General features: G+C 44.9%; 26 protein-coding genes and 1 riboswitch. Of the genes, 13 read left to right on the top strand and 13 right to left on the bottom strand.

Going from position 1 to position 24238, the window contains the following annotated elements:
• Positions 1-63 precede the first annotated feature (63 nt).
• From AC4EG4_RS03910 to AC4EG4_RS03900, 3 genes are all read right to left on the bottom strand, one after another.
• Positions 64-1131 carry a Fe(3+) ABC transporter substrate-binding protein gene (locus tag AC4EG4_RS03910; protein ID WP_490977622.1) on the bottom strand — a complete coding sequence of 356 codons (1068 nt, stop codon included), beginning with the start codon at positions 1129-1131 and terminating at the stop codon, positions 64-66.
• 351 nt (positions 1132-1482) lie between these two features.
• Positions 1483-2655 carry a cystathionine beta-lyase gene (metC, locus tag AC4EG4_RS03905; protein WP_490977623.1) on the bottom strand — a complete coding sequence of 391 codons (1173 nt, stop codon included), beginning with the start codon at positions 2653-2655 and terminating at the stop codon, positions 1483-1485.
• Entirely contained in the window at positions 2639-3772 is a 1134-nt protein-coding gene (locus AC4EG4_RS03900) for a methionine biosynthesis PLP-dependent protein (protein WP_490986954.1), read from the bottom strand. Before AC4EG4_RS03900 ends, metC begins: the two co-directional genes overlap by 17 nt.
• A 73-nt stretch (positions 3773-3845) precedes the next feature.
• Positions 3846-3950, bottom strand: a riboswitch (SAM riboswitch).
• Positions 3951-4194: 244 nt separating this feature from the next.
• Between AC4EG4_RS03900 and AC4EG4_RS03895 the strand changes: the two genes are divergently transcribed.
• From AC4EG4_RS03895 to AC4EG4_RS03875, 5 genes are all read left to right on the top strand, one after another.
• Entirely contained in the window at positions 4195-4500 is a 306-nt protein-coding gene (locus AC4EG4_RS03895; protein WP_490986953.1) for an antibiotic biosynthesis monooxygenase family protein, read from the top strand.
• The gene (locus tag AC4EG4_RS03890; RefSeq protein ID WP_490986952.1) at positions 4497-4850 is read left to right on the top strand and encodes a hypothetical protein; all 354 of its coding nucleotides are present in this window, start codon (positions 4497-4499) and stop codon (positions 4848-4850) included. The genes AC4EG4_RS03895 and AC4EG4_RS03890 overlap by 4 nt, the downstream gene beginning before the upstream one ends.
• A gap of 15 nt (positions 4851-4865) precedes the next feature.
• Positions 4866-5525: a cobalamin B12-binding domain-containing protein gene (locus tag AC4EG4_RS03885; RefSeq protein ID WP_490986951.1), complete on the top strand. Its 660-nt coding sequence runs from the start codon at positions 4866-4868 to the stop codon at positions 5523-5525.
• Positions 5500-6267 (top strand): STAS domain-containing protein, encoded by a 768-nt coding sequence (locus tag AC4EG4_RS03880; protein ID WP_490986950.1) that lies wholly within the window; start codon positions 5500-5502, stop codon positions 6265-6267. The genes AC4EG4_RS03885 and AC4EG4_RS03880 overlap by 26 nt, the downstream gene beginning before the upstream one ends.
• 505 nt (positions 6268-6772) lie before the next feature.
• On the top strand, positions 6773-7780 hold the full coding sequence (locus tag AC4EG4_RS03875) for an LLM class flavin-dependent oxidoreductase (RefSeq protein ID WP_490986949.1): 1008 nt from the start codon (positions 6773-6775) through the stop codon (positions 7778-7780).
• Positions 7781-7862: 82 nt separating this feature from the next.
• Here AC4EG4_RS03875 and AC4EG4_RS03870 read toward each other — a convergent pair whose 3' ends face one another.
• From AC4EG4_RS03870 to AC4EG4_RS03850, 5 genes are all read right to left on the bottom strand, one after another.
• Entirely contained in the window at positions 7863-8033 is a 171-nt protein-coding gene (locus AC4EG4_RS03870; protein ID WP_490986948.1) for a hypothetical protein, read from the bottom strand.
• 190 nt (positions 8034-8223) lie between these two features.
• Positions 8224-9066 (bottom strand): hypothetical protein, encoded by an 843-nt coding sequence (locus tag AC4EG4_RS03865; RefSeq protein ID WP_490986947.1) that lies wholly within the window; start codon positions 9064-9066, stop codon positions 8224-8226.
• A 180-nt stretch (positions 9067-9246) separates the two neighbouring features.
• Positions 9247-9969, bottom strand: coding sequence for an amino acid ABC transporter ATP-binding protein (locus AC4EG4_RS03860; protein WP_490977629.1), 723 nt, complete (start codon positions 9967-9969; stop codon positions 9247-9249).
• The gene (locus tag AC4EG4_RS03855) at positions 9962-10621 is read right to left on the bottom strand and encodes an amino acid ABC transporter permease (protein ID WP_490977630.1); all 660 of its coding nucleotides are present in this window, start codon (positions 10619-10621) and stop codon (positions 9962-9964) included. Before AC4EG4_RS03855 ends, AC4EG4_RS03860 begins: the two co-directional genes overlap by 8 nt.
• 28 nt (positions 10622-10649) lie before the next feature.
• Positions 10650-11429 carry an ABC transporter substrate-binding protein gene (locus tag AC4EG4_RS03850; protein ID WP_490977631.1) on the bottom strand — a complete coding sequence of 260 codons (780 nt, stop codon included), beginning with the start codon at positions 11427-11429 and terminating at the stop codon, positions 10650-10652.
• Positions 11430-11599: 170 nt separating this feature from the next.
• On the opposite strand from AC4EG4_RS03850, the gene AC4EG4_RS03845 reads away from it, so the two are divergent.
• Positions 11600-12202, top strand: coding sequence for a pyroglutamyl-peptidase I (locus tag AC4EG4_RS03845; RefSeq protein ID WP_490986946.1), 603 nt, complete (start codon positions 11600-11602; stop codon positions 12200-12202).
• Between the two features lie 448 nt (positions 12203-12650).
• On the opposite strand, the gene AC4EG4_RS03840 is transcribed toward AC4EG4_RS03845, so the two are convergent.
• Positions 12651-13349: an HAD family hydrolase gene (locus AC4EG4_RS03840; RefSeq protein WP_490986945.1), complete on the bottom strand. Its 699-nt coding sequence runs from the start codon at positions 13347-13349 to the stop codon at positions 12651-12653.
• A gap of 111 nt (positions 13350-13460) precedes the next feature.
• Here AC4EG4_RS03840 and AC4EG4_RS03835 point away from each other — a divergent pair, with 111 nt between their 5' ends.
• Entirely contained in the window at positions 13461-13751 is a 291-nt protein-coding gene (locus AC4EG4_RS03835; RefSeq protein WP_490977634.1) for a hypothetical protein, read from the top strand.
• A 107-nt stretch (positions 13752-13858) separates the two neighbouring features.
• Here AC4EG4_RS03835 and AC4EG4_RS03830 read toward each other — a convergent pair whose 3' ends face one another.
• Both AC4EG4_RS03830 and aceB read right to left on the bottom strand, forming a co-directional pair.
• Complete coding sequence (locus AC4EG4_RS03830) at positions 13859-13987, bottom strand: protein YhfH (RefSeq protein WP_490977635.1); 129 nt, start codon at positions 13985-13987, stop codon at positions 13859-13861.
• A 19-nt stretch (positions 13988-14006) separates the two neighbouring features.
• Positions 14007-15608 (bottom strand): malate synthase A, encoded by a 1602-nt coding sequence (aceB, locus tag AC4EG4_RS03825; RefSeq protein WP_490986944.1) that lies wholly within the window; start codon positions 15606-15608, stop codon positions 14007-14009.
• A gap of 164 nt (positions 15609-15772) precedes the next feature.
• Here aceB and AC4EG4_RS03820 point away from each other — a divergent pair, with 164 nt between their 5' ends.
• The 3 genes from AC4EG4_RS03820 to AC4EG4_RS03810 all read left to right on the top strand — a co-directional run bounded on the left by AC4EG4_RS03820 (position 15773) and on the right by AC4EG4_RS03810 (position 18426).
• Entirely contained in the window at positions 15773-16423 is a 651-nt protein-coding gene (locus tag AC4EG4_RS03820; protein WP_490977637.1) for a LytTR family DNA-binding domain-containing protein, read from the top strand.
• 238 nt (positions 16424-16661) lie between these two features.
• On the top strand, positions 16662-17825 hold the full coding sequence (locus AC4EG4_RS03815) for an aminotransferase class I/II-fold pyridoxal phosphate-dependent enzyme (RefSeq protein WP_490986943.1): 1164 nt from the start codon (positions 16662-16664) through the stop codon (positions 17823-17825).
• Between the two features lie 106 nt (positions 17826-17931).
• Complete coding sequence (locus AC4EG4_RS03810) at positions 17932-18426, top strand: cupin domain-containing protein (RefSeq protein ID WP_490986942.1); 495 nt, start codon at positions 17932-17934, stop codon at positions 18424-18426.
• 97 nt (positions 18427-18523) lie between these two features.
• Here AC4EG4_RS03810 and ahlS read toward each other — a convergent pair whose 3' ends face one another.
• Complete coding sequence (gene ahlS, locus AC4EG4_RS03805; protein ID WP_490977640.1) at positions 18524-19372, bottom strand: AhlS family quorum-quenching N-acyl homoserine lactonase; 849 nt, start codon at positions 19370-19372, stop codon at positions 18524-18526.
• 115 nt (positions 19373-19487) lie between these two features.
• Positions 19488-20852 carry an aspartate kinase gene (locus AC4EG4_RS03800; RefSeq protein ID WP_490986941.1) on the bottom strand — a complete coding sequence of 455 codons (1365 nt, stop codon included), beginning with the start codon at positions 20850-20852 and terminating at the stop codon, positions 19488-19490.
• Positions 20853-20979: 127 nt separating this feature from the next.
• Here AC4EG4_RS03800 and AC4EG4_RS03795 point away from each other — a divergent pair, with 127 nt between their 5' ends.
• Genes AC4EG4_RS03795 through thrB form a run of 3 tightly spaced genes read left to right on the top strand, consistent with a single transcriptional unit; the run spans position 20980 to position 24232 of the window.
• Complete coding sequence (locus tag AC4EG4_RS03795; RefSeq protein ID WP_490986940.1) at positions 20980-22272, top strand: homoserine dehydrogenase; 1293 nt, start codon at positions 20980-20982, stop codon at positions 22270-22272.
• The gene (gene thrC / locus AC4EG4_RS03790; protein WP_490986939.1) at positions 22269-23330 is read left to right on the top strand and encodes a threonine synthase; all 1062 of its coding nucleotides are present in this window, start codon (positions 22269-22271) and stop codon (positions 23328-23330) included. The genes AC4EG4_RS03795 and thrC overlap by 4 nt, the downstream gene beginning before the upstream one ends.
• A complete protein-coding gene (thrB, locus tag AC4EG4_RS03785; protein ID WP_490977644.1) occupies positions 23327-24232 on the top strand; it encodes a homoserine kinase in 906 nt (301 codons plus the stop codon). The genes thrC and thrB overlap by 4 nt, the downstream gene beginning before the upstream one ends.
• Positions 24233-24238 lie beyond the last annotated feature (6 nt).

The following is a 24238-nucleotide window of genomic DNA, read 5'->3' as shown; positions in this document are numbered from 1 at the left end:
GTCCACCTTTCCAATAACAAGAAACCCCTTGCTGCAAAATGCAGCAAGGGTCGAGCCTATTGATTATTTCCAGCCGACTTCATTAAAAATCAAAATTGATTTGGCATTGTTTTCTCCAAGAGCCGATAACGAAATATCCTGCTCTTTGAACTCACCCCATGATTTTAACAGTTCAGATGGTTCTACTTCTTCATTTACTGGGTATTCATAATTCGCTTCTGCAAATGTTCCTTGTGCTTCAGGAGCAGATAGGAACTCCAACAATTTTATCGCATTTTCTTTATTTTGGGATGATTTGACAACACCGGCTCCACTAACGTTAACGTGAGTTCCGTCTGTTTCCTGATTCGGGAAGAACAGGCCAAGGCTTTCTGCCACTTCAACTTCTGCAGGATCTTCAGAGTTCAGCATTTGTCCGAAATAGTAACTATTCATAATCGCAACATCACCCACGCCTGCCGCAATAGCTTTAGCTTGATCGCGGTCTCCGCCTTCAGGGTCACGTGCAAAATTGTTTACCAATCCTGCGGCCCATTCTTTTGCCTCTTCTTCACCGTTTAACTCAATGAATGAAGCAAGCAACGACTGATTGTAGACATTTTCGGAACCACGAATTAATACGCGGCCATTCCATTCATCTTCTGTCAACGCTTCGTACGTTGATAATTCTTCAGGTGTTACCGTTTCTTTGTTGTAAACAAGGACGCGTGCACGTTTTGTTAAACCGTACCACATTTGGTCAGTGTCACGGAAATTTTCTGGGATTTGTTCGTTTAGCAGGTCACTTGATACTGCTTGCAGCAAGCCATCATCTTTTGCACGGAACAGGCGGCCAGCATCAGCAGTCAAGAACAAGTCTGCCTCGGTGCCATCGCCTTCGCGTTTGATGCGCTCGAGCAATTCATCTGCTTCCCCTTTGATGAGGTTTACTTTGATGCCGGTTTCCTCTTCAAATTTTTTGTATAATTCATCGTCTACATCATAATGTCTTGCGGTATATAAGTTAACCTCTGTGCTTTCCGCTGCTTCTTCAGAATTGCCATCTGCTGCAGGAGCGGATGTATCCGTGTTTCCACATGCTGTTAAAACAAGAAGTAAAAATGCCAAAACGACGTAAATCAGTTTGTTCATGAGTGTCTCTCCCTTAATTGTATAAGTTATATTTCAAATGAAAATCATTCTCATTTTCAATTATAAGGTGCTAACTGATAAAGTCAACCAGATTTTGAGGAAAACAATATTTTATCAATATATATGTCGAATATATAGCGGGAAGCAGCCTTGTTCATCTTACTCCTCATTTTTTAAGAAAGAAAATAAGGAGGAGATTCTGCGTCTTTCACAGGTTTGGAGCCGTATATTGAGTTATTTCCGCATTAGAAAAACGGGCTTGCGCAAAATATAAGAACCCTTTAGCTAACTAGCAAAAGGGTTCTAATTCGGCAATAATTTAGTATTTTGTTGATACGGCAAGTTCTTGGTTTAATTAGCAATACTCAGCCCATTACGGCGGGCTACTTGGGCCAATGCCTGATTTAGGTCTTGGACCAGATCATCCGGATGTTCAAGGCCAACAGAGTAGCGCAGCAAGCCATCTGTGATTCCACGTTTTTCACGTTCTTCGACAGGCATTGAGCCGTGGGACATGGTTGCTGGGTAAGACAGGATCGATTCAACAGCACCCAGGCTGACAGCAAATACGGGAATTCTCAAATGATCCACAAAGACACGGGCTGATTTTTTATCAGCTAAGCGGAAGGAGAGAACGGCGCCTGCGCTTCTGGCCTGGCGTTCGTGAATCGGATTGCCAGGATGAAATGAAAATCCTGGGTAGTAAACTTCTTCGATCAATGGATGGTTATGCAGATATTCTGCGATTGTGCGTGCCGATTCGGACGACTGTCCCAACCGGGCACCCAATGTCTTGATGCCTTGAATCAGCAAGTAAGAATCTTGTGCGCCTAGAACCGAACCAAAAGTATTTTGAATAAAGCCCAGCCGGTTTCCAAGTTCTTCATCTTTAGTCACCGCAAGTCCTGCGATGACATCGCTGTGTCCTGACAGGAATTTCGTTGCGCTATGGAGAACGATATCTGCACCAAGCGCCAACGGATTCTGGTAAAGGGGCGTCATGAATGTGTTGTCGACGAATGTCAGGCAGCCATTGGCTTTCGCTAGTTTTGCAGCGATTTCGATATCTGTAATGTTCATGACCGGATTAGATGGAGTTTCCAAATAAACCACTTTTGTGTTCGGCTGGATCGCGTTCGCCATTTCGTTCAAATCGGTCATATTGACGAATGTGTACTCGATATTAAATTTATCCAAAACTTCGGTAATGAACCGGTAAGTTCCCCCGTAGACATCCTCTGAGACGAGGACGTGATCACCTGAAGATAGGAGCATGAAAGCGGAAGAAATAGCAGCCATTCCTGATGAAAAGGCAAATCCACGTTTGCCGCCTTCTAGGTTAGCGATAGTTTCTTCCAATGCCAGACGAGTCGGATTTCCAGAGCGGCTATAATCAAAAGGCCCAAACGAATCAAGACTCTTCTGATGAAATGTGGAAGATAAGTAGATGGGTACGTTAACGGCCCCAGTTTGCGGGTCAACTCCGGTAGAGTGGATAAACTTGGTTTCAATACGATCCGTCATATTCAACAACCTCCTCTTTCAATTTCGAAAATGCCTGTGACAGGTCAGCAATTAAATCTTCAGCGAGTTCGACACCGACCGAGAAGCGCAGTAGTCGGTTGCAAACACCGCGTTTGGTGCGTTCTTCAAATGGAATGTCTGCATGAGTTTGGGTAGCGGGATACGTAATAAAGCTCTCAACGCCGCCTAAGCTCTCGGCAAAGGTAATTAACTTGATGTTTTCCAGGAAAGGTCCGACCCATTCTTCTTGCTGCAAGCGGAATGACAGCATGCCGCCTCTTCCGGGATACAGTACATCCGAAATCGCGGGCTGCTCGGCAAGAAAAGCGGCAATCGCTTTTGCATTGGCTTCATGTTGACGCATGCGCAGAGGCAAAGTCTTTAATCCACGGATTAGCAGCCAAGAATCAAAAGGCGACAGTACCGCGCCGACGGAGTTATGGAACATCGAGAGTTTTTGACAGATGCTTTCTCCTTTTGCAACAACTAGACCCGCGAGAACATCATTGTGTCCGCCAATGTATTTTGTGGCACTGTGGATGACGATATCTGCTCCCAATTCGATCGGCTGTTGGAAGAAAGGAGTAAGGAATGTATTGTCGACAATCAAGAGCAGATTATGTTTTTTTGCCAATCCGGCATAAGCGGTAAGGTCGATTTCCTGCATCAGCGGATTGGTCGGTGTTTCAATAAAGAGTGCCCGGGTATTTATCGTAATTTTTTCTTCGGTGTCCTGTACATCTTCAAACGCTGCATATTTCGGGTGGATATTGTAAGCTGCTGCAAAATGGTCCAATAGGCGATAAGTTCCACCATAAATATCTTCCGGCACTAATAGTTCATCGCCTGGACGGAAAAGAGACAAAACCAGTTGGATGGCTGCCATGCCGGAACTACAGGCAAATCCGGCATCTGCGCCCTCAAGTTCTGCAAATCCTTCTTCCAGAACAGAACGCGTTGGATTTTTTGTTCGTGTATAGTCATAGCCAGTTGATTGCCCAAGCCCTTGGTGTTCATAGGCCGTCGATAAGTAAATGGGCGGGTTGACCGCTCCCGTTGCCGCGTCGCTGCGATTGCCTAGTTGAACCAATAACGTTTCCAAGCTGTGTTTTGTCATTTCACTCATCCTTTCAACAATAAAACAGGGGCTGTTCTTCAAAAGAAGAAAGCCCCTGTCTGGAAATGCATTCTTCTCATCTGGTAGGCAGCGCCTATTGGAATTAGCACCGTAGTCTTCGTCAGACTGGTTGCTGAGACTTCACAGGGCCAAGTCCCTCCGTCTCTCTAGATAAGAAATATCATATAAAGTTATAAGTTGGTCTGTTTCGATGTTTCTAATCTTAATTCATTTAGTATCGGAAAGCAAGAGAGAAAACCAAATAATTGAAATAAAAAGATATTATGAAACGAAGAGGAAAGCAATAAAGCTGAAGTATCCCAAAAGCTCAGCGTCTCTGTATGGAAACGAATCAATCTTTTATTTCGTTTGTCAAAATGATATAATGGTTGAATGAAATTTCTATGCAAAGGGGAAAGCGAATGTATATTGTTACCTCGACAGTGGTGGTTCCGCCTGGAAAAACGGAAGAAGTCATCGGTATTTATCAAAAACGTTCACGACGTGTAGACTCGGCGGAAGGTTTTCATTTGTTCAGGCTTATTCAAAACACCAAAAGAAAAAATGAATTGACAGTGCATATGGAATGGCAATCGAAAACAGCTTATATGAACTGGGTGAAAAGTCAGGAATTCAAGGAAATCCACGACATGGAAAAAAATTATCCGGACCAGGAATTGGCGAAAATCATTCCAACAGTAAGGCAGTATGAAGTGGTGGCCGAATGAACAAAGAGACTAAAAATAAAATTGCTGCTGATACCGCGAAAAGTATATATGATGCTTACCCAACGCTATGGGAACGTTTTGGCGAGAGAGGTTATGAGCACACGGAAAAAGATAATCATCATCACCTGGATCATTTGGATACTGCATTTTCCCTTAACGATGAAAAAATATTTACTGATTACGTCCTCTGGCTTGAAACTGTGCTGACCAGCCGCAACGTGGAGACGGTTTTGATTATTGATAATTTTGAACGCTTACAACAAGTTTTGCCAGGGAATATAGATACAGATGAAGAAGTCTTTATGCTGCGTTGTTTAACAAATGCGATTGCGGTATTAAGCCCTTCATAAAGTAAGGAGGGGAACATGAACAGTACATCACAAGAACTGGCCAATTTATTTTTGGCTGGCAATGAAGAGCAAGCTTTACGACTAGTCCAAACGTATTTAGAAGAACATACAAAAGAAGAACTTTACCAATGGGTATTGACTCCTGCGATGTATTGGATCGGAGAGCAATGGGAAAAGAATGTTATCACAGTTGCCGATGAACATTTAGCAACTGCCATTTGCGATTTTGTAGTATCGGTTACGGAAGTGCGTCGGCCGGTACAAGTTCCCAATAGAAAGAAAGTCATGGTGCTTGGCCCTGAAGGGGAAGACCATTACATTGGCTTGAAAATGGTGGCTTCTTTATTTAAGGAGTGCGGCTGGGAGGTTCAGTATCTGGGTCCAAACTTGCCGCTTGATGCGGCTATTGATTCTGCAAAGCGCTGGGAACCTGATGTCATCGCCTTATCGGCTGCTTTGGCATATCGGCTTCCTGTTTTAAAAAACTATGCAGAGTCGTTCGTCGCACTTAAATTTAACCCGACGGTTGTTTTAGGAGGAAGAGCTGTCTCAATAGCGAAGTGGCCGGCTTCCAAAACCGAAGGCATCATCATCGTTAAAGAATTGGACCAACTAAAAAGCTGGATCCAAACTGGAAAGGAACCTGACAATGACTTCAGCATCTCAATTGGATGAATGGCCGCTGCCTGCTTTTAAATTGAATAGTAAACTGGCCATTGTTGAATATTCTGAGGAAGCGAGAAAATTGGTGGGCGACTGCTCTTCTTTTCTGGAAATTCTTGATGACGGAAGCAGAGAAAAGGCGCGTAAATTTCTTTTAAATGACCGGTTAGCTGAACCTCTGGAATTAAATTTTATTTCAGCAACCCAAGAAGTATTTCTTGGAGACGTCTACAGCAAGTGGGACAGCGACTTCTGTCTGAATATCGTCTTAGTTCCAAAAGGCAATCGGCTTCTCGAAGTAACGAGTCAATTGTTAAGCCTACGAACTCGTTTGCAGGATACCAATTATGATCTGCTTCTTGAAAAAGAGCGCACTGAAGAATTGTTGCAGCAGGTAAGGCAATTATCTGCGCCTTGCATCGATCTCGGCAAAAAACATGTATTGATTCCGCTGTTTGGCGATTTGGATCCTCAAAAAATTGAAGTGATTCGTTTTCACATTCTGAATCAAATTTATGAAACAGGTGCTGAAACAGTCATCATGGATCTTACAGCGATGGAACAGTTGGAGCAGGATGGGGTCGATTACTTGAAATCGCTGATGCAAACATTCAAAGTGATGGGCATTCGGGGAATTGTCACAGGCATTAAACCTCAGCATGCGTTGCAGCTTCATCATCTGAAGACAGGCCACGACCTTCATTTTGTTTCATCTTTGCAAACGGTCTTGGCCTCGCGAAAGCTTCTTTTGTAAATATGGTTAAACCCCGAAGCGCATTGCTTCGGGGTTTTTCTACTTATTGAAATAAGCAATTCTCTGCTTGAACCTCCATGGGCGCTTGCGCTTTTCTTTGTCCAGCTCCAGCTGTACGGCTGAAGAAACGCCGTTTCGCCGGAGCGTCTTATGCCCGTCGGACCTCCACGGGCGCTTGCGCTTTTCTTGTTGTCCAGACTCCAGCGCCCAGCTCTTGGGGTCATAAGCCAACCCGACTGTGCGGCAAAGAGCGCCGCTTTGCCGGTCTGGCTTATGCCCGTCAGAGCTACACGGGCGCTTGCGCTTTTCTTTGTTGTCCAGCTCCAGCAGCCAGATTCTAGGGTCATAAGCCACTCTGGCTGTGCGGCTAAAAAACGCCGCTTCGCCAGCGTGTCTTATGCCCGTCGAATCTACATGGCTGCTTGCGCTTTTCTTGTTCTGAGCAGGAAAAAGGAAGTTTTTGTGAAATATCGCTACAATGGAAGGGAATAGGAGTGGAATAGATATGGAAATTAAGAAATTTGAAAATATACCATTGGGTGTGCTCGATTTGGCGCCGATCAATGAAGGTGCGGAAACGGCACAGACGTTTATAAATAGTGTGGAATTGGCACAGCATGTAGAGCGGTTAGGATTCCATCGTTATTGGTTGGCGGAACATCACAATATGCCCGGTATTGGGAGCTCAGCAACATCGGTCCTGATTGGCCATATTGCAGGCGCGACAGAGTCTATTCGTGTAGGTTCAGGCGGAGTTATGCTGCCGAACCATGCGCCGCTTGTGATTGCCGAACAATTTGGCACATTGGAAACCATCTATCCGGGCCGCATTGATTTGGGCTTAGGCCGTGCACCTGGGAGTGATCAGGCAACTGCTTATGCATTGCGCCGGACATTGCAAAGCAGTGGAGATGATTTCCCGCAGCAGGTGGCAGAGCTGGAAAACTACTTTTCAGAAAATCCGGTGGGGCGTGTTCGTGCTTATCCCGGAACTAATTTGAAAATTCCGCTTTGGCTGCTTGGATCAAGCGGATTTAGTGCACAACTTGCCGCATTGAAAGGGTTGCCGTTTGCATTCGCCAGCCATTTTGCGCCAGATTATATGATGCAGGCGCTGCAGCTGTACCATCAGAACTTCAAGCCTTCTTCCGTTTTGGCATCACCATATGCCATGCTCGGGGTTAACATCATTGTGGCGGAAACTCAGGAACGTGCTGAATGGCTTGCGACTTCATCTCAGCAGCAGATGTTTTCGTTGATGAGAGGGGAGCCGACGACGTTCCAAGCGCCGATCGACAACTTAGAAGAGGTATGGACAGATCGAGAAATTGCGATTTTCCGTGACAAGCTGGATTCCGAATCGATGATTGTCGGAACACCAGACATCGTCAAACAAAAACTGAAGAACTTTATTCTTAAAACAAGAGCCAACGAAGTTATCGTCAACTCGCCGATTTTCCATCAGGAAGACCGCTTGCGTTCGTATGATTACGTGGCAGAAATGATGAGTTAAGCCAAAACCCCGTTCATTTTTTTGAACGGGGTTTTGTTGCATAAAACTGGCCTCTCTGTTGCAGAGAGGCCATGATTTGACATCAATGAAGATCTTTCACTTGTTCATCTTCACGCTGCCGCCGTCTTGGAATTTCGTCTTCTTCATAAGCTGCATAGTCAGGTGCACCTTCGCCAATCATGTTCAGAACCGCATTGAAATCGTCGTCTATACGAAGTTCAGCTTCACGGGGATCGAGTACTTTGCGTTCCATTATGATTAACCTCCTTGTATGATATTGTGCAGCTAGCTGGCAATGAACGCGGAGTCCTTATCTACTTCTATTATACAGGCTATTCTGATAATAAAAAAGCGGGGTTACTTGGAAATCTACAGTTCTATTTCTACTGGTTTTGTTAGCTAAAAAACCGCTGGAGCAATGGCACCAGCGGTTTTTAACGTATTTATTGCTGATTGATTTCTGCGTTCATAACCATCGATTCAAAGAACAAAGAAGGTGAGTCTTCATTCCACTCAAGAGAAGGGAGGTCTGCTGTTCGTTCATCTAGATCACCATAAGCAAGCTCTGTTCGTAGGTCATCGGTCAATTCGAGTTTGACGTATGGACCTTCCGGCGTCAGCCAGTTTAGCTGGGACAAGCGGTTTTCAAGTGAAAAAGTGATCCATTCATCTTCCGCTTCTTCCGTTTCAAATAACGGTTCTGGAGCAGCCATTAACCATGTCTGGCTCGAATGTTTAGGAGGCAGCCACAAGTTTTTCGACAACACACCTTCTTCAGTGGTAAATTCAGCAATCTCATGGCGCAGCTCCTGCACCCATTCACCATTGCCAAGTTGCAGGCTGCGGGATACATAGACGTTGCCAATCAGAATTTCACCAGCGTCTTTTGTGAATACTCCGTAAGGATTAGTTGTTGGATCTGGACCATAAAGTGCTTCATCGAGTCTAACGGTCGGTTCAGGATTCCAAGACTTAAATTCCGCATTTTCCAATCCGTTGAGGTTCAATGAGAAAGTATAAGGAATCCAACCGGTATTTTGGATTTCTTCAAAAATAATGGACGTGCCGTTTGGCAGCGATCGGTCAACCAATGTGTACGTGCCAACGTCCAATCCAAGAAACGTCATATTGTATATTTGTGTAAAGTCTGAGCCATTCTCACTGGTTTCGGGTTCACTGAGTGTAATGAACGTCGGTTTTTCAACTGATAAAGAAACATTATTTTGCGAATAAAGTTCCACTTCATTTTTTAGAAACATGACGGCTGTAAAAATGATCAGCGACATGAAAAATAAGACTCCCAGTAAAATAATAATTTTTCTAAACACATTTCCACCTCTGTTTTCTGCATGTTTGCCAAAACTGATTATAACATGTCGAGGTGTTAAGCAGCCTGTACATATTTGAGCATCAAATGAACAAACAGAATCAACAGCGACAAAAAACAGGCATCCAAGGGATGCCTGTTACAATACTTTAGCCAAAAAATCTTTGGCACGTTCAGTTGTAGGGTTGCTGAAAAACTCGACCGGCTGGCCTTCTTCAACAAGGACGCCGTGGTCAAGGAACAAAACACGGTCTGCAACTTCCCGAGCAAAGCCCATTTCATGCGTAACAACGACCATGGTCATACCGGATTTCGCCAAATCTTTCATGACGTCCAGCACTTCTTTGACCATCTCTGGATCGAGTGCTGAAGTAGGTTCATCAAACAGCATCAGTTCAGGTTCCATTGCCAACGCACGCGCAATGGCAACACGCTGCTTTTGGCCGCCTGACAAGCTGTTTGGATAGGCTTTTTCTTTTTCGGACAAACCAACTCGTTCAAGCAGGAGGCGAGCCTTCATTTCTGCTTCTGCTTTTTTGACGCCTTTAGCTTTCATTGGTGCATAGGTCAAATTTTCAAGTACTGTCAAATGCGGAAACAAATGAAAATGCTGAAACACCATGCCGATTTGCTGGCGAATCTTATGGATATTTTTTTTAGATGCCGTCAAGTTCTTGCCGTTGATTTCAATCGTGCCGGAAGTTGGAACTTCCAACAAGTTCAGACAGCGAAGGAACGTCGACTTGCCGGAACCAGAAGGACCGATAATCGACACCACCTCACCTTTTTTTACTGTCGTGGAAATATCGCTCAACACTTCATTGGTGCCGAACTTTTTATACAGGTTTTGGACATTAATCACTTTGTTTCAGCCTCCGTTCGAAAACTCTGCCAATCATCGTTAAGCCCATTACAAGGCACCAGTAGATGAGGCCAACAAATAATAGGGGTTCGAAGTTGCGGAACAGGTCGGCGCCCACTACTTGCGCCCGTCTCATCAGATCGAGATAGCCAATGGTCGAAACGATGGCGGATTCTTTTGTTAACGTAATAAACTCATTCATCAAAGCTGGCAGAATGTTTTTCAAGGCCTGGGGCAAAATGATGTCTTTCATCATGGCGCGGTAAGGGACGCCAAGAGCTTGTGCTGCTTCCATTTGTCCTTTGTCGACAGCTTGAATGCCGGCACGAATAATCTCCGAAATGTAAGCGGATGAATTTAGTCCGAAAGCCAAGATAGCTGACAGAAATGGTGAAATGTCATAGCCGCTCAGCTGGGGAATGGAGTAATAAATAATCATCAATTGCAAAATCAATGGTGTTCCGCGGAAAACCGACGTATAAGCATCGGCGAACCATCGCAACGGCTTTATGCTGCCAATCTTGAACAAAGCAAGCACTGTTCCAAGAATGGAACCAAGAATAATGGCGAAGAATACAAATTTTAAGGTGACCCATATCCCTTCCAGCATGAAAGGGATATAGGGAACTATTTGTGAGAAATCCAGGTTCATCTACTACAACTCTTTTCTAAAGGAAAGTTTACTCTTCGTCAGTCAGCCATTTTTCTTTCAGTTCGTCCAACTCGCCGCTTTCTTCCATAGCAGCTAGTACACCGTTAACATCTTCTACAAGTTCACTGCCTTTAGGAAAAGCGACAGCCATACCAGGTGAAGCTGTGGTCGGATCATCGAATGCGCCAAGGTCCTGCGCTTCGATATAGCCAAGTGCAACTTGTTTATCCATATATGCAGCATCGATGCGGCCGGATAGGATTTCCTGAATCAATGCGCCAGAATCGTCCAAAGCTTTTAATTCAAAATTAATGCCTTCGTCAGCAATAATGCTTTTCGCACCTTCTTCTTGGATCGTACCAAGCTGAACACCTACCGTTTTGCCTTCCAATGATTCGAGACTAGTAAGCTCTGAATCTTTAGGGGTAACGAACATTTCGCCCGAATGGTTGTACTCTGTAGAGAAATCAACATTTTCTTTGCGGGAATCAGTTGCAGACATGCCAGCAATGACCATATCAACGCGATCATTTTGCAAAGCGCCGATCAACCCATCAAATTTCATATCTGTGATTTCAAGTTCATAGCCAAGCTCGTCTGCAATATGATTGGCAAGGTCAATGTCAAAACCGACAATTTCACCTTCTGGATTGCGCGATTCAAAAGGCGCAAATTCTGCCGATGTGCCCATTTCCAATACTTCTTTTTCCTCTGAAGATCCTGCTTCACTCGAAGTATCGCTTCCACAAGCGCCAAGCAATAAAGCAGATGATGCAAATAAAGCGATAAATGGTTTTTTCTTAATCATAATTAGTTCCCCCTGTTATGTGTATGTTTATTCATAAAAATGAATTTTAACACAGGTAAAAATTTTTGGGAAGTTTTTTTCTGTACAAATAAAAAGTTTATGTTTTCAGAATTTTATCTTGTATGAAAGTATTTGGAAATGCGTATAATAGCGGATAGGGGGTGATAAAGTTGAAAAAACTATTAGTGACAGGATTTGAACCATTTTTAGATTTTACGGTCAATCCTACGTTGAAAATTGTGGGAGCGTTAGACGAAACGACGATTGGAAGTTATCACATAGTCGGAAAAATTATGCAAGTGGATTTTAATTCATCAGGATCCGCATTGCTCAAGTTTATTGAAGAGGAAAATCCGGATGCTGTGATTTCGCTTGGCCTTGCAGCAGGGAGGTACAAGATAACGCCAGAACGCATCGCCATCAACTTCAAAGACGGTGCTGTGGATAGTGAGGGGCATAAACCCGTGGATGAACCCATTCGAGAAGAGGGAGAACCGGCATACTTATCAACACTTCCTATCCGAAAAATGGTGGAGAATTTGCTTGCCAATGGACTGCCTGCCACCATTTCAAATACAGCAGGTGCATATCTATGCAATAACGTGATGTACGAGGGATTGCATTACGCCAAAACACACAAGCCAAATATGCCATCAGGATTTATCCACATTCCAGCATCGCACGAACTGGCGATCCAGCATGGCCGCATTCCGAGCTGGTCTCATGAAGATTTGCTGAAGGGTATCAAGATCTGTATTGAGACACTCGAGTAGATGTGAAAAAATGCGATTCGCTTTTCCAGCTTGTTGAAAAAGGGCATCACACATCCATTTCGCTTCAGCCGGATGCATTCCACGGGCACGGTTTCTGCCGCTTCCCTCGCTCTGCTCAGTCTAGTGGCTCTAGCTCGTGTCGCTCTGTCGCTTTGCTCCGCCGCTGTTCCAGTAGGAGTCGCTGCCTTCCGCTGCATTCAAAAAGTGAGTCTTTACTAAGTGGGTTGGAGAAGCGTCCGTTCGACTCCAGCGGGAAAGCGAGACGGCCGAGACCCCGCAGGGAACAGCGTGACTGAGGAGGCTTGGACGCGAGCCCGCGGAAAGCGAACGGTAAGCTTCGGAAACCCACGGCTTGTTATCAGTTTCTCGACAGTCTGAAAAAGCGAATCGCACCTGCGATTCGCTTTTCTGTTTATATCCACTTTAATCTAAACCGTTCACTGACCGATTAAATAATTTCCCAGTTGCGCTTTGTGGCAACGGTCCGCAGCCGGGGTTCTGGCTGAACCGCTACCGGGTTGCCGACGAGTTCAAGTACAGGAAGGTCCGAGTGGCTGTCGCCATATGCGTAACTGTTCGCCCAGTCGATGTCCTGTCCATTAAGTGCTTCTTTGATCTTTAGTGTTTTCAATGGTCCTTGAATATGTGTAATGCGTGTCCGGTAGTCCAAAATATTGTTTTTGTAAAGAATGTCAGTTCCAATAATGGTCTTGATTGGCAATTGCTTGGTGACTGCGTGAAGAAGGGGCGTGAAAGCTCCAGATACAAGCATGACGTAATCATTATTGGCAACGTGGTTTTTCAACCGCTCGATAACCGTAGGATTCATATCACCGTGCATCCGGTCGGCAATTTCACCGAAATATCGCTCGAGTTCAGTTTGTGTGAAGGTTTCCAAAGCAGATAAGTAGGCTTGGACAGAGCGTTCGCGCATTTTTCGTTCCGGGTAAATTTTTAGCTTGTGGCCAATATACGGCGGCATGATGGCACGGTAAAATTGGCGGTACCGTTTGCTGTGCTCAGGATGGTTTTTCAAGTGGTCCATCATCAGTTGGAACGTTTCTTTCGAATACAAGGTCCCATCAAAATCAAATATGGCGACGCGCAAGACGATCAACTCCGGTCTGTCTTTTTTTGTTGCACTCATCATAACGGAAATTCAAGTTCTCTTCCAGTGACTGGCAGCTGCAGGTTTACGGAATTTCTACCGAAGGGTATAGAGACAGAAATGAATCATTACGCTACAGGAGGTTTTACTATGGAAAAGCAGCGCATTACAGTAGGCTACGTTGAATTGACACAAGAAGAATCGGACCGGCTATTCGAGCAAGTCCAAAAAGATAAGGAAGTTGAGAGCTATGGCGAACTTCAAGGATTGATGGACGATTTTGATTCGGTGATTATCGAACCCGAAGCCCGTCCGCTTGCCGATATCCTCGATGGAGAAGAAGCACCAACCGAAACACAAGGCGGTACACGCTATATAGAAGTCTTCAATAAACTCGAAGAAGACACCCGCTATCGTTTTAAATCATCTGATCAACAATAAAGCCAACCGCCCAAATTGAATTTGGGCGGTTTAGTTTTGGTTTTTTGCAACTCTTCCTCGAACATCAAAAAAGGACAACCCGTTGTTGGGTTATCCTATCTTTCGATTCACTCTTCTTTATTCCCCATGCAGCGCTCACATTCATAGACAATCGATTCGCGCTGTTCTTTGATTTCACATCCACATTCCCGGCATTCTTTTTTTGAGCGAGTTTCATAAGTGTGCGTATTGTTCATCATGATCCTCTCCAATCGTTTAATTTAGTAGTTGATAACCAGGCAGTGTCAGGAATTCAGCAAAATCACTTTGCAAAGTGAGGGTTGTGAATAACTCTCGGGCTTCCGTATAATTTCCAGACGCATATCGTTCCTCGCCAATCGCTTGCTTAATCTTAGATGCTTCCTCTTCGACGACTTCATGGAATAAAGAAACATCAATCTTCCGGCCATCTTCCAAAATGCCTTTCGGATGGCGAATCCATTGCCATACTTGTGAGCGGGAAATTTCAGCAGTAGCAGCATCCTCCATTAAGTTATTGATAGGGGCTGCACCGTTTCCGGCTAGCCAGGATGCGATGTACTGGATGCCAACTGAAATATTGGAGCGGAGACCTTCTTCAGTAATGGTACCCGTTGGCACGGCCACCAATTGTTCAGCGGTCACCTGGACATCCTCACGCTTTTTATCAATTTGATTTGGTGCAGGCATATATTCATCAAATTGTTCCATCGCGATTGCCACCATGCCAGGGTGGGCCACCCATGTTCCGTCGTGGCCGTCTATTGCTTCCCGTCGCTTATCTTCTGCCACTTTTTGAAAAGCGGCAGCGTTGGCCTCGTCATTTCCTTTGACCGGAATCTGGGCTGCCATGCCGCCAAGAGCAGGTGCGTTGCGACGATGACAAGTCTTAATGCATAACTGTGTATAAGCTCGCATGAACGGTACGGTCATGGTTACTTGTGAGCGATCAGGGAAAATATACTCCGGCAGGTTGCGCATCCGCTTGATGACACTAAAGATGTAATCCCATCGCCCACAGTTTAATCCAGCAGAATGGTCGCGCAGCTCGTACAGAATTTCGTCCATTTCAAATGCGGCCAAAATGGTTTCAATCAAAACAGTTGCTCGGATGGTGCCTTGTGGAATTTCCAGTTCATCTTGCGCAAAGACGAAAACATCGTTCCATAGGCGAGCTTCTAAATGGCTTTCCATTTTCGGGAGGTAAAAATAAGGACCGGTGCCGCGGTCAATCAATTCTTGTGCGTTGTGAAAAAAGTAAAGACCGAAATCAACAAGGCTTCCGGAAATTGGTTGGCCGTTAATATGGAGATTCTTCTCCATCAAGTGCCATCCACGAGGACGTACCATCAATACGGCCGTTTTTTCATTTAACGCATATTTCTTTCCGGTTTCAGGTGCTTCAAAATCAATCTGGCGCCGAACTGCATCGCGCAAATTGATTTGTCCGTCAATAACGTTAAACCAATTGGGGGCAGTCGCGTCTTCCAGGTCCGCCATGAACATTTTGGCGCCGGAATTTAATGCGTTAATCAACATTTTTCGATTGGTAGGTCCGGTAATTTCCACGCGCCGGTCTTTCATGTCTTCCGGAAGAGCCGCAATCGTCCATTCGTTGTTTCGAATATGTTTGGTTTCAGGGAGAAAGTCGAGTTTTTTGCCAGCATCGATTTCTTTCTGCCGTACTTGGCGTTTTTCAAGAAGCTTGACGCGGCGCTTATCGAAAGTTGTATGCAGTTTTTCAATAAACTCCAGCGCTTCTGGCGTAAGAATGGATTCCATTCCCGGTATTTCTTCACCTTTTATGGTCACAGTCGATTTCGTTAACAAACAAATCATCCCTTTCTAAAAAAAGTTTTATAAACTGTATTAATACAGTTTGTTTTATTGTATATTAATATATAACAGAGAGAATCAACTGTCAGGCAAATGCGATGAAAAGGAATAGGCAACGATAAAAGCGGTTATTTGGGGATAAACACATCTGGAAGGAGAATCAGGGAATGGAAAACAATGTGCTGGAGCAAATGGGTTTTATCATTGGGGACTGGATACCAAAAGAAGCATCGATCGCCATTTCTGTGGAGGAGAAGTATATCTACTATAAAGCGGGTGTTCATGACCTCCAGATTCGGGAAGGGCAACCCGTGCTTCCTGGCAGTATTGCTGCACGTGCCAAAAAGGAAGGGCAGCGGATTGAGATGTTTGTCGAAGAGTCGATTCTGGGAACAGCTTACTACGGTATCGGCTATCCAATGAAGTTTGGCGAAAAAAGTGGGGTATTGGTGATCATCCTGCCGCCTGATTACCTCGTCCGCCAAAAACAGCCGATTCGATTTCTGACGGGCAAGCTTGATGAAACGTGGCGTCCGGTTCCAGTTGACCTCGTATCCCATATCGAAAGCAGCCAGAAGAAAACCTGGTTCTTTACGGACAATGAAACCTATTGTTCCATCCATACCTTGAAAAACTTGAAGCATCAATTGCCGGACAGTTTTCTGCCAATCCATCGTTCCTATATTGTCAATATTAATTATATAGAAGAAATATCCCGTGATATTGCTTCGAATTATCAATTGACGTTAAGGGACGGTTCGATTTTGCCAGTCAGCCAGAATTATGCCGCGAGTGTCCGGGAGAGGCTCGGGTTTTGATAAGTCATAGATGGCAGCTGTTAAAACACTAGTGTATGCTTATATTTATCAGTGAATTTGCTTAGTATTTAGGTAAAGAAGTTGGCTGCTACTAAGAGTAGCTAATTATACAAATACTTTTGCATTACTGTTACCAGGCAAAATCCTCTTCATTTATTTGGTTCATAGGATTAATCCGATGTATATTTTAAATGGTAGTTCATTTGAATTAACTTATGTAAAAGAAAGGTTGTCACTCATGAGCATCTCAATCAACAGCCGGATCGAGGCTATTGAAATTTCCGGCATTCGCCAGTTTTCCAACCAAATGATCAACTTTCCAAACGCCATTAATCTAACAATCGGCCAGCCGGATTTCCCAACACCCGAGGCAGTCAAATTGGCGGCAATCGAGGCCATCCAAAACGATCAGACGAGCTATACGCACAATGCAGGATTGTTGGAGCTGCGTGAGGAAATCGCATCTTTTTTTCGCGATTCTTACAATTTGCACTATGATTCAAAAACGGAAATCATTGTTACCAACGGTGCAAGCGAAGGGCTGGATTCTCTTTTTCGGGCCATTTTGCAAGAAGGCGATGAAGTGATCTTGCCAGCGCCTGCTTATCCAGGATACGAACCAATTATTAACTTGTGCGGAGGGAAAGTGGTGTACTTGGACACATCGGATACTGGCTTCCAGCCAGATCCGAAGCGCCTTGAAAGTTTGATGACTGAGCGCACGAAAGCAGTATTGATGAACTTTCCCTCCAATCCAACCGGTGTCACAATGGAATCCGACCAGCTTCAAAAGGTTGCAGAAGTATTGGAACAACATGAGGTTTTTGTGATCACTGACGAAATTTACAGTGAAAACTCGTACGGTGAAAAACATTCAACTTTTGCACGTTTTGAAAAATTGCGTGAACGTACATTTTTAGTCCATGGCTTGTCCAAATCCCATTCGATGACCGGCTGGAGAATTGGGTTTGTGCTGGGACCGGAACTGTATATGAAACATGTGTTGAAAGTCCACCAGTACAATGCCATTTGTGCTTCTGTGCCAGGCCAATTTGCAGCACTCGAAGCATTGAAAAATCAGCGCCACATTCCCGCTGAAATGAATAAAGAGTATATTCTGCGCAGAGATTTTGTTTATAGCCGTTTAACTGGCATGGGGATTGATGTGGTACTGCCAAAAGGTGCGTTTTACATCTTTCCTTCAATTGAAAAATTTGGCATGACTTCCTATGAATTCGCTATGCGCTTATTGAAAGAAGGGGGCGTAGCTGCAGTGCCTGGCTCAGCTTTCACTAAATACGGAGAAGGATTTGTGCGAATTTCCTATGCCTATAGCATGCCTGTACTCGAAGAAGGTATGGATCGATTGGAGAAATTTATCCATGGCTTAACTGAGCAATAGGCTTTTAGAGCATCTAGTGATTTGCTCTCTATTAGTTCAATTTTCAATTTGTGATTAATCTATCGCCTCACGGGTAAAGTTCCTTAAACGAAAAGGAGCTGAGAAAATGGAAAAGTCACAGTTTTATCGATTTCAGGATGATGGATCAATCCCTAATCATCCCTCGTTGGAAGTGATTGTTTATCCGGCTGTTTTTAAAGAAAATCCGCACGAAATTGAAAGGGTCTTTAACAGCCACGACTGGACAAACAGCTGGACTGGAGGTGTCTTCAGTTACCATCATTACCATAGCAATACGCATGAAGTGTTGGGCGTTTGCCGTGGCTCTGCAACTTTACAGATTGGTGGGGAACAGGGAACAGCATTAGCCGTTGCAACGGGTGATGTCGTGTTGCTGCCAGCAGGAACAGGCCACAAAAAGCTGGAAGCCAGCAGCGATTTTGCAATTGTTGGTGCATATCCTGGGGGTGTCTCGTATAACCTGAAAACGGGTGAGCCAGGAGAACGCCCCTATGTGTTGGAAGATATACAAAACACGCCCTTGCCAAAAACCGATCCTGTATACGGCAATAAAGGTCCAGTCATCGAAAAATGGATATAAATCTAGAACAGATAAAAGCCCTTTGCCAGTCCCTGGCGAAGGGCTTTGAGTGCTTTGGCGTCTCTAGAAAAATGAAGACTGATCGACCTGTAACCAGTTATTCGTAATAGCCTTCGGTTGATTTGCGGAAGGTCTTAAACTGATTGGCGTCATGGCCAAACCAGACATCAGAATTGGTTTCTTTAGAGATTCTGCGAATTTTTTCAACGGCTGAAGTATAGCCAACGGAATCGTATAAAATACCAGGCGGTTTGATCGGTGGGCCAAAACTTTCCGCTGTGTATATAGCATCAGAAGCCAAAATGATTCCACCGGTTTCGGGAAGCTGAATTTGGAGGCCGAGCATTCCCCATGCATGGCCGCTGCCGAAGTTCAGAATTTTGATGCCTTCAGCAAGCTGCAGCCCATCTTCGGTCCGTTTGACGGTTTGCCATTGCAGATTGTTTTTGATCCACGCATCAATGTCTCCCCAAATATAAGCCCCTTCTTTCATATTGCGGGCATAGGTTTGCAAGGCACCGTTCAATTCATCTTCATGGACGATGATGGTCGCATTGGTGAACAACTCAAGACAGCCGGCATGATCCAGATGCAAATGGGAAGCGACCACATATTTGATGTCTTCCGGACGGACATTCAGTTCCTCTAGCCGGTGATGCAAATAGCATTCCTCGGGCATATCAATTGGAAAAAGGGATTGCGTCACCTGCCCCCAGCGGCCTTCTGCACCCATTGAATTGGGGTTGCAGGCTGTGTCGAACAAGATTTTGCCTTCTGGATGGTCGATTAATACCGTATAGACCGGGAATGTTACCATCTCGCCAGGTGGATTTGGGTTCTGTACACTTGCCGGGTTGTGCATTGAAATCATATAATTTTTATCCATGCTTAATGTACCATTATCCATTACGTAAAGTTTTGGATTTGGCTTGATTATACCTGTCATTAATTTTCCCCCTCTCAGAATAATTCCATAATATCACAATTTTCTGATAACTGTACAGAGTGAAATAAAAAACTCCCGGGCTAAGGTACCCAGGAGTTGAAGATAGGAATGCGGTTTAACGAACCATGGCGGGTTCAAAAAATTCTTTATACAATTCATTCAAGATTTTTTGCTCGTCTTCTTTCAGTATGCCAAACACCAAACTCACTTCAGAAGAACCCTGATTAATCATTTCAATATTGACGCCAGTTCGGGCGAAGGCATTTGCTGCCCGTGCTGTGAGGCCTTTAGAGTTGTTCATCCCTTCCCCAACCAGAACAATCATGGAAAAATCACTGCGAATGTGGACATCATCTGCTTGCAGTTCTGATTTTACACGTTCAATAATGCGCAGCTCTTTGTCAGCCGTCAATTGGTGGCTGCGCAGAATAACAGACAGGTTATCGATGCCGGACGGGATATGTTCATAGGAAATTTCTTCGTCTTCCAGTATTTGAAGCAGTTTTCGGCCAAAGCCGATTTCACGGTTCATTAAGTATTTACTGACATAGAGTGTCGAGAAGCCGCTGTCGGCAGAGATGCCTGTTACCGGACGTAGCGAGTGGTCGCGCTCGGCAACAATCATTGTGCCGGGAGCAGCAGGGTTATTCGTATTGCGGATGCATAAAGGAACCGCTGCTTTAAATACGGGCATTAGCGCCTCATCGTGTAGCACGGCAAATCCAGCATAGGAAAGCTCCCGCATTTCTCGGTAAGTCATTTGTTCGATTTCAACTGGATTTTCAACAACACGCGGGTTTGCGGCAAACACACAGTCCACGTCTGTAAAGTTTTCATACAACTCGGCTTTTACTGCGGCCGCCAGAATCGAACCGGTAATGTCTGATCCACCGCGTTCAAATGTCCGAAGTATTCCTTCTTTTGTATAACCAAAAAAACCGGGGAAGACGGTGATGGTTTCTTTCTTGCGAAGATCTGCCAGAAGATCATAAGCTTCAGGAAGCGCTTGTGCCCGCTCAGGCAAGCCATTAACAAACAATCCAGCGTCAAACGGATTGACGTATTCGGCAGATAGTCCAATCGATGTTAGATACGCAGCAATCAATTTGGCTGAGTTGTCTTCGCCACTCGCTTTAATCAGATCTGCAAAAAGAGGTGGGGAGCTTTTATCTGATTTGAGACGATTCATCAGGTCTGTTTCGATGACTCGCGTAATCTCCCTGCCCATTCCTAAGTCTTGAGCGATTTCCGAATAGCGTCTGACAACTTTGGCCAATGGCTCTTCAGTTGATTCTTCCCGGAGCGCTGCTGCTGACAGGTTGATCAGCAGGTCTGTTACTTTTACATCTCCATCAAATCGTTTGCCTGGAGCAGAGACGACAACAATCTTACGGGAAGGCTCCGCTTCAATGATTGCGGCCACTTTTTTTATCTGTTGTGCACTAGCTACTGACGTCCCGCCAAATTTGCTCACTTTCATCCAATCAAGTCCCATCTTTTTTAATAGTCTGTAAAAGGGTTGTTTTAACTAAGATATAATACTATAATGTCCCTATGACAAAAACAGCTGTTTTTTCACAGTGTACACACCATGGGAGGAATCGTCAATGAAAAATGAAATTTCAATCGGATTATTAGGCCTTGGAACGGTGGGCAGCGGAGTTGCTAAAATCATCCAGCAGCATCAGCAGGATTTGCATCATAAATTAGGTGCCCAAGTTTCAATCCGGAAAGTACTGGTAAGAGATGCAAAAAAAGACCGGCTTTCCAGTTTAGATCCGAGTGTATTCACGACGGATATAGAAGAAATATTGAACGATTCTTCTCTCGATATCATTGTTGAAGTGATGGGCGGCATGGACGGTGCTAAATCCGCCATTGAAAAAGCATTAAGGGCAGGCAAGCAAGTTGTGACAGCCAATAAGGACGTCATGGCGGAATATGGCCACGAACTGTTAAAACTCGCGGACGCTGAAAAATGCGACCTATTTTATGAAGCAAGTGTAGCTGGCGGCGTGCCAATTATTCGGACGCTTGAAGATGGCCTGGCTTCTGATCGAATCTCCAGTTTGATGGGCATTGTCAATGGCACGACCAATTTTATTTTGACGAAAATGAAAAAAGAAAATATGACTTATGAAGATGCATTAGCGGAAGCTACGGAACTGGGCTATGCTGAGGCTGATCCTTCAGCGGATGTGGATGGCATCGATGCAGCTCGGAAAATGGTTATTCTGTCTTCTCTGGCATTCTCAACGGAAGTTCATCTCGATGATGTGCTGGTAAGAGGCATGAAAGAAATCCGTGACGGCGACCTGGAGCTGGCAAAGAAATTTGGTTATACCATGAAAATGGTCGGTTCTTCAACGAAAGATGAAGATGGAATCGAAGTCTCCGTAGAACCAATTTTCCTGGCAAACTCGCATCCGTTAGCATCTGTTAACAATGAATTCAATGCAGTCTACATATACGGAGATGCAGTAGGTGAGACCATGCTGTATGGCCCGGGAGCAGGATCATTGCCGACTGCGACATCCGTAGTATCCGATATCATTGCGGCTTGCCGCAACCTGCAGCTTGGCGTAAATGGAAAACGAGCGCATGCAGCACAGCATGAGCGCCTGATCAAACCTGTGTCAAAACGGTTTGCGAAATATTGCCACCGCCTGCTGGTAAATGACGAAGTCGGTGTCTTATCAAAAATGACTTCCATTTACAGCAAACACGGGGCAAGCATCCAATCGGTAATGCAGTCGCCTGCAGCAGATGCCGGCAAAGCCGAATTGGTATTGCTCACTCACCAAGTTTCACAGCAGCAGCATTTGGATGTATTAGATGAGATCAAAGCTACGGCGAGTGTCATTAGCCATTACCGCATAGAAGGAGAGGAAACAGCATGAAATGGCAAGGACTGATTGAAGAGCATAAAGAATGGCTTCCGGTTACAGAGAATACACCTTCGTTAACGTTGCAAGAAGGCAATACGCCGCTGGTGCGTCTGGAGAGTTTGTCGGAAAAATGGGGAATTGACCTCTACGTAAAACTGGAAGGAGCCAACCCCACCGGTTCATTTAAAGATCGTGGCATGGTGATGGCCGTTGCAAAAGCGAAAGAAGAAGGAAAAACAGTATTGATTTGCGCCTCAACCGGCAATACATCGGCTTCCGCAGCTGCCTACGGTGCAAGAGCGGGCATGCGGACCATCGTCGTCATTCCGGAAGGGCGTATTGCACTTGGGAAACTGGCGCAGGCAAAAATGTATGGAGCGGAAATTCTTGAAATCAAAGGGAACTTTGATGAAGCGCTGCAAATGGTGCGTGAGGTAGGGCAAGAAGCCGGAATTGCATTAGTCAACTCGGTTAATCCGTATCGTCTCGAGGGACAAAAAACCATCGCTTTTGAAGTAATTGACCAATTGGGCCAAGTGCCGGATATTTTTGCATTGCCAGTTGGCAACGCTGGCAACATCTCTGCATCGTGGAAAGGATTTACGGAGTACGCAGAACGCTCTGGTGAAAAACGTCCAAAACTGTTGGGTGTCCAAGCAGCAGGTGCAGCCCCAATCGTGAATAATAAAGTCGTAGAACATCCAGAAACAGTGGCTACGGCCATCCGCATTGGCAACCCGGCAAGCTGGCAACTGGCGCTTAACGCACTCGATGAATCAAACGGCACCATTTTAGCAGCGACAGACGAAGAAATTTTGGAAGCTTATCAGCTGCTGGCTTCGACTGAAGGCATATTCGCTGAACCAGCTTCATGTGCTTCTATTGCGGGCATCAAAAAGCAGGTAGAAAGCGGTATGCTCGAACAAGGAGCAAAAGTAGTTGCTGTATTAACTGGGAATGGGTTAAAAGATCCTGAAACAGCAATTTCAGTGAATCAGCACAAAGCACTTCTTGTTCCGGAAGACATGGAACGTTTCTGGGAGGATTTAAAAAAAGGAGTGAAGATATGAGCTGGAAAGAATTTTCAGTGACTGTTCCTGCTTCAACGGCTAATTTGGGCCCTGGATTTGATTCAATTGGTCTGGCATTGGATCTCCGCATGTTTGTTCATGTATCGCCTGCGGCCGAATGGTTGGTCGAATACGAAGATCCCGGCTACCAACAAATTGCGAGTGGCAAAGACAACTTGATTGTCTCAACGGCACAGGCCGTTGCAGACAAATACAGGCGTCCTTTGCCAAGCGCAAAATTGATGGTGGAGACGGAAATTCCCTTAGGCCGTGGCCTTGGAAGCAGTGCCTCTGCAATTGCTGCAGGAATTGAAATTGCAGACCGATTGATAGACTTAAAACTGTCGATGAAAGAAAAATTGAGAATCGGCACGGAAATGGAAGGGCACCCAGATAACATTTCAGCTTCTTTGCTTGGCGGTTTGACGATTTCCTATTTTGATGAAGAGGATTTGGAAATTGTTCATGTACCAGAAGTAGAGATCGGGGTGGTTATTCTTGTTCCGCCAACCGAGTTTTTAACAACGGAATCCCGAAATTTGCTGCCGGAAAATTTGCTGTTCAAAACCGCCATACGCGGCAGTGCAGCTGGCAATGCTATGGCGGCGGCATTAGCAAGAGGGGACTGGGAAACAGCCGGGCGTATGATGCAGAAAGATGTTTTCCATGAACCTTACCGCAAAGACAGATTTCCTGATTTTGATGCAATCCAAACGAGCTGCCGTGAGTTAGGTGTTTATGGATCGGCTATCAGCGGAGCGGGTCCATCCCTGTTCATCGCTGTAAAAAAAGGACAAGAAACTAGAATAGCTGCTGACTTGGCAGAGAAATTCCCGCATTACGAATGCCTGGCTACCAAGCCTTCTGCAACAGGAATTAAAATAGGTGAAACGGTTTTATAAAACCCA

The sequence above is a fragment of the Planococcus sp. TJ-201 genome (assembly GCF_058268495.1).
This window is presented reverse-complemented; position numbering and strand designations above follow the sequence as displayed.

What these genes read in the sequence shown, in the direction of transcription:
- AC4EG4_RS03910 (WP_490977622.1), bottom strand. Translation starts at nt 1,131, where the DNA reads ATGAACAAACTGATTTACGTCGTTTTGGCATTTTTACTTCTTGTTTTA.
- metC (WP_490977623.1), bottom strand. Translation starts at nt 2,655, where the DNA reads ATGACGGATCGTATTGAAACCAAGTTTATCCACTCTACCGGAGTTGAC.
- AC4EG4_RS03900 (WP_490986954.1), bottom strand. Translation starts at nt 3,772, where the DNA reads ATGACAAAACACAGCTTGGAAACGTTATTGGTTCAACTAGGCAATCGC.
- AC4EG4_RS03895 (WP_490986953.1), top strand. Translation starts at nt 4,195, where the DNA reads ATGTATATTGTTACCTCGACAGTGGTGGTTCCGCCTGGAAAAACGGAA.
- AC4EG4_RS03890 (WP_490986952.1), top strand. Translation starts at nt 4,497, where the DNA reads ATGAACAAAGAGACTAAAAATAAAATTGCTGCTGATACCGCGAAAAGT.
- AC4EG4_RS03885 (WP_490986951.1), top strand. Translation starts at nt 4,866, where the DNA reads ATGAACAGTACATCACAAGAACTGGCCAATTTATTTTTGGCTGGCAAT.
- AC4EG4_RS03880 (WP_490986950.1), top strand. Translation starts at nt 5,500, where the DNA reads ATGACTTCAGCATCTCAATTGGATGAATGGCCGCTGCCTGCTTTTAAA.
- AC4EG4_RS03875 (WP_490986949.1), top strand. Translation starts at nt 6,773, where the DNA reads ATGGAAATTAAGAAATTTGAAAATATACCATTGGGTGTGCTCGATTTG.
- AC4EG4_RS03870 (WP_490986948.1), bottom strand. Translation starts at nt 8,033, where the DNA reads ATGGAACGCAAAGTACTCGATCCCCGTGAAGCTGAACTTCGTATAGAC.
- AC4EG4_RS03865 (WP_490986947.1), bottom strand. Translation starts at nt 9,066, where the DNA reads ATGTCGCTGATCATTTTTACAGCCGTCATGTTTCTAAAAAATGAAGTG.
- AC4EG4_RS03855 (WP_490977630.1), bottom strand. Translation starts at nt 10,621, where the DNA reads ATGAACCTGGATTTCTCACAAATAGTTCCCTATATCCCTTTCATGCTG.
- AC4EG4_RS03850 (WP_490977631.1), bottom strand. Translation starts at nt 11,429, where the DNA reads ATGATTAAGAAAAAACCATTTATCGCTTTATTTGCATCATCTGCTTTA.
- AC4EG4_RS03840 (WP_490986945.1), bottom strand. Translation starts at nt 13,349, where the DNA reads ATGAGTGCAACAAAAAAAGACAGACCGGAGTTGATCGTCTTGCGCGTC.
- AC4EG4_RS03835 (WP_490977634.1), top strand. Translation starts at nt 13,461, where the DNA reads ATGGAAAAGCAGCGCATTACAGTAGGCTACGTTGAATTGACACAAGAA.
- AC4EG4_RS03830 (WP_490977635.1), bottom strand. Translation starts at nt 13,987, where the DNA reads ATGAACAATACGCACACTTATGAAACTCGCTCAAAAAAAGAATGCCGG.
- aceB (WP_490986944.1), bottom strand. Translation starts at nt 15,608, where the DNA reads ATGATTTGTTTGTTAACGAAATCGACTGTGACCATAAAAGGTGAAGAA.
- AC4EG4_RS03820 (WP_490977637.1), top strand. Translation starts at nt 15,773, where the DNA reads ATGGAAAACAATGTGCTGGAGCAAATGGGTTTTATCATTGGGGACTGG.
- AC4EG4_RS03815 (WP_490986943.1), top strand. Translation starts at nt 16,662, where the DNA reads ATGAGCATCTCAATCAACAGCCGGATCGAGGCTATTGAAATTTCCGGC.
- AC4EG4_RS03810 (WP_490986942.1), top strand. Translation starts at nt 17,932, where the DNA reads ATGGAAAAGTCACAGTTTTATCGATTTCAGGATGATGGATCAATCCCT.
- ahlS (WP_490977640.1), bottom strand. Translation starts at nt 19,372, where the DNA reads ATGACAGGTATAATCAAGCCAAATCCAAAACTTTACGTAATGGATAAT.
- AC4EG4_RS03800 (WP_490986941.1), bottom strand. Translation starts at nt 20,852, where the DNA reads ATGAAAGTGAGCAAATTTGGCGGGACGTCAGTAGCTAGTGCACAACAG.
- AC4EG4_RS03795 (WP_490986940.1), top strand. Translation starts at nt 20,980, where the DNA reads ATGAAAAATGAAATTTCAATCGGATTATTAGGCCTTGGAACGGTGGGC.
- thrC (WP_490986939.1), top strand. Translation starts at nt 22,269, where the DNA reads ATGAAATGGCAAGGACTGATTGAAGAGCATAAAGAATGGCTTCCGGTT.
- thrB (WP_490977644.1), top strand. Translation starts at nt 23,327, where the DNA reads ATGAGCTGGAAAGAATTTTCAGTGACTGTTCCTGCTTCAACGGCTAAT.